The 2,702-nt window shown below is 60.8% G+C and carries 3 protein-coding genes; all 3 read right to left on the minus strand.

Annotated features, from left to right (window positions below; all coding sequences use genetic code 11):
• Window positions 1-56: 56 nt before the first annotated feature.
• Window positions 57-926: a nucleoside phosphorylase gene (locus VFO93_RS17695; protein ID WP_325135710.1), complete on the minus strand. Its 870-nt coding sequence runs from the start codon at window positions 924-926 to the stop codon at window positions 57-59.
• A gap of 80 nt (window positions 927-1,006) precedes the next feature.
• Window positions 1,007-1,948, minus strand: coding sequence for a rhodanese-related sulfurtransferase (locus tag VFO93_RS17700; RefSeq protein ID WP_325135711.1), 942 nt, complete (start codon window positions 1,946-1,948; stop codon window positions 1,007-1,009).
• 86 nt (window positions 1,949-2,034) lie between these two features.
• Entirely contained in the window at window positions 2,035-2,667 is a 633-nt protein-coding gene (locus tag VFO93_RS17705; RefSeq protein ID WP_325135712.1) for a DapH/DapD/GlmU-related protein, read from the minus strand.
• Window positions 2,668-2,702: the final 35 nt, after the last annotated feature.

The raw sequence follows: 2,702 nt of genomic DNA on the forward strand, positions 1-2,702 counted from the left end.
AATCCTAAAAATCCGTTTGAATCTGCGGTCCGGATTGAAGCTGCGGTCCGGTACGGTTATAACAGTGCCAGAGTACGCGCTATCAGGCGGTCGACGATGTCGCCCGCGTCTTTGGCAAACTCGCCGGTGGCGCGGTTAGCCACGATGGCGTTGAGGCTCAGCACTTCGTGGCCCAGCAGTTGGCCCAGGGCGTAGTAGCCGGCCGTTTCCATCTCGAAATTGGAGAGGCGGAAATCACCCTCGGGGCTTTGGTGGCGGAAGCTTTGCAGACGCTGCATGTAGTCGGGCTGGCGCAGGTCGAGGCGCAGGCGGCGGCCCTGCGGGCCATAGAAGCCGGGGCACGTCACGGTGTTGCCGATGAGCAGGTCGGCGGCCAGCTGCTCGCGCAACAGGTCGGAGCCGCGCACCACGTAGGGGGCGAAAGGTAGTTCCAGCGACTTCTGCAAGTCTTGGGCTACCTGCGTTTCGAGGCCCGTTTCCATAAAGGGGTAAAACTGCATCAGGCTATCGAGGCCCACGGCGTGCTGGGTGGCCAGCAGCGAGCCCACCGGCACGTCGGCCTGGAGGCTGCCGCTGGTGCCCAGCCGGATAATGCGCAAACTCAGGCGCTCCTCGGCCGGGCGCACGGTGCGCGACATAAAGTCGATGTTCACCAGCGCGTCCAGCTCATTTAGCACAATATCAATATTATCCGTACCCATGCCGGTACTCAGCACGGTCAGGCGCTTGCCGCGGTAGTAGCCCACGTGCGTCACAAACTCGCGGTGCGTGCCCTCAAACTCGATAGAGTCGAAATGCCGGCTCACCTGCGCCACCCGCGCCGGGTCGCCCACCGTCAGGATGGTGTCGGAAATGTGGTCGGGCAGCAGATTGAGGTGATAAATCGTGCCGTCGGCGTTCAGGATAAGTTCGGATTCGGGAATCATACAATGTGCGGTAAGCTTTAGCTTGCCGTGAATAAAAAGGACAAAACGATTACCAACGGCAAGCTAAAGCTTACCGCACATTACCCCCTATACGACGCCAGCCCTTGCGCCGGCGTGTAATGGTTGCTGATTTTCGGGTACGTGCCCGTGCCGTCATACGGCCGCTTGTCGGGGTGCTCGGCGCAGGCTGCCGAGCACGCGCCGGCCAGCAGCTCGCCGCAGCTTTCGCAGAGCGGCAGGTGGGCGTTGCAGTGCGGATTGGCGCAGTTGATGAGGCGGGGCGAAGGCTCGTGGCAGTGGTGGCAGCGCGAAATGACGGTAGGGTTCACCGTATTCACGTCCACCGCCACGCGGCCGTCGAACACATAGCACTGACCGTCAAAGTCTTCGCCGCCCACTTCGTGACCGTACTTGATGATACCGCCGTGCAGCTGGTACACGTTTTCGAAGCCTTGCTCCAGCAAGAAAGCGCTGGCTTTTTCGCACTTCACGCCGCCGGTGCAGTAGGTCAGAATCTTCTTATCCTTGAACTCCTGCAAGCGCTCGACGCGCTCGGGAAAGTCGCGGAAATTCTCGATATCCAACGTCACGGCGTTTTTGAAGCGACCGAGGTTGTACTCGTAGTCCGAGCGCACGTCGACTACCACCACGTCGTCGCGGTCTTTCAAGTCCTTAAATTCCTGCGGGGTAAGGTGCTGGCCGGTGCGCTCGTGGGGCCGCACATGGCGTAGGCTACTATGCACAATCTCATCTTTCAGCCGCACGTGCAGCTTCTGAAAGGTGTGGCCTTCGACCTCGTCAATCTTGAACTCCAGCGCCGCGAAGCGCGGGTCGGCCTTCACGGCGGCCATGTAGGCGGCGCACGCCTCGCGGGTGCCCGACACGGTGCCGTTGAGCCCCTCAGCCGCCACGATAATGCGCCCGCGCAAGTCCAGGTCAAGGCACAGCCGATGGTGCTCGTCGCGGAACTGCTCAGGGTTTTCGAGGGGCGTATAGCAGTAATAAAGAAGGACTTGATACATGTTGAGTTATGAGTTTTAAGTTGTGAGTTATGAGTTGGGAAGCTGTGAGCAGGACGACCGAATCAACTCCTAACTCATAACTCTTCTCACACCTGCTTGGCCGGGTTGCCGAATACCGTTTGGCCGCCGGGCACGTCGGCTACTACCACCGAGCCCGCGCCTACGCGGGCTTTGTCACCCACTTTCACGCCGGCCACCAGCACCGCGCCGGCCCCCACGAAGGCGCCCGCGCCTACCGAGGCACCGAAGCCAATTTGGGCACCGCTGCCGAGCTGCGCGTAGTCGCCAATGGTAGCCTGGCCTTCGACTACCGCGTTGGGGCCGATGAGGATGCCTTCGCCGATTTTAGCGGTGGCGGCTACTACCGCGTTGGGGCCCACGTAGTTGCCGTGGCCCAGCTCGGCGTGGGTCGATACGCTGGCGCGCTGGTGAATGCTGTTGACGGGCACTACCTCGTAGTCGTCGCGCAGCATCTTGGTGAGGCTGCGGCGGCTGGCGGCATCTTCGGTGGCTACGAATACTTCGCATTTTTTGCCGATGAGCTTCAGCAGCTCGCCGTCGTCGGTGTTGCCCATCACGGGCACGTCGAGCAGCTCGGTGTTGTGCAGCTTGGGCTCGTCGTCGAGAATGCAATACACGACGATATCGTTGGAGAGAAACGCATCCAGGGCGGCCGTGCCGACGGCCTGTGCGCCAAGAATGATAACGGGGTTTTCCATAAAAAGCAAAGGTACGACTGCCGTAAATGAGTAGC

This window comes from Hymenobacter sp., assembly GCF_035709525.1.
Taxonomy (GTDB): Bacteria; Bacteroidota; Bacteroidia; order Cytophagales; family Hymenobacteraceae; genus Hymenobacter.

What these genes read in the sequence shown, in the direction of transcription:
- VFO93_RS17705 (WP_325135712.1), bottom strand. Translation starts at nt 2,667, where the DNA reads ATGGAAAACCCCGTTATCATTCTTGGCGCACAGGCCGTCGGCACGGCC.
- VFO93_RS17700 (WP_325135711.1), bottom strand. Translation starts at nt 1,948, where the DNA reads ATGTATCAAGTCCTTCTTTATTACTGCTATACGCCCCTCGAAAACCCT.
- VFO93_RS17695 (WP_325135710.1), bottom strand. Translation starts at nt 926, where the DNA reads ATGATTCCCGAATCCGAACTTATCCTGAACGCCGACGGCACGATTTAT.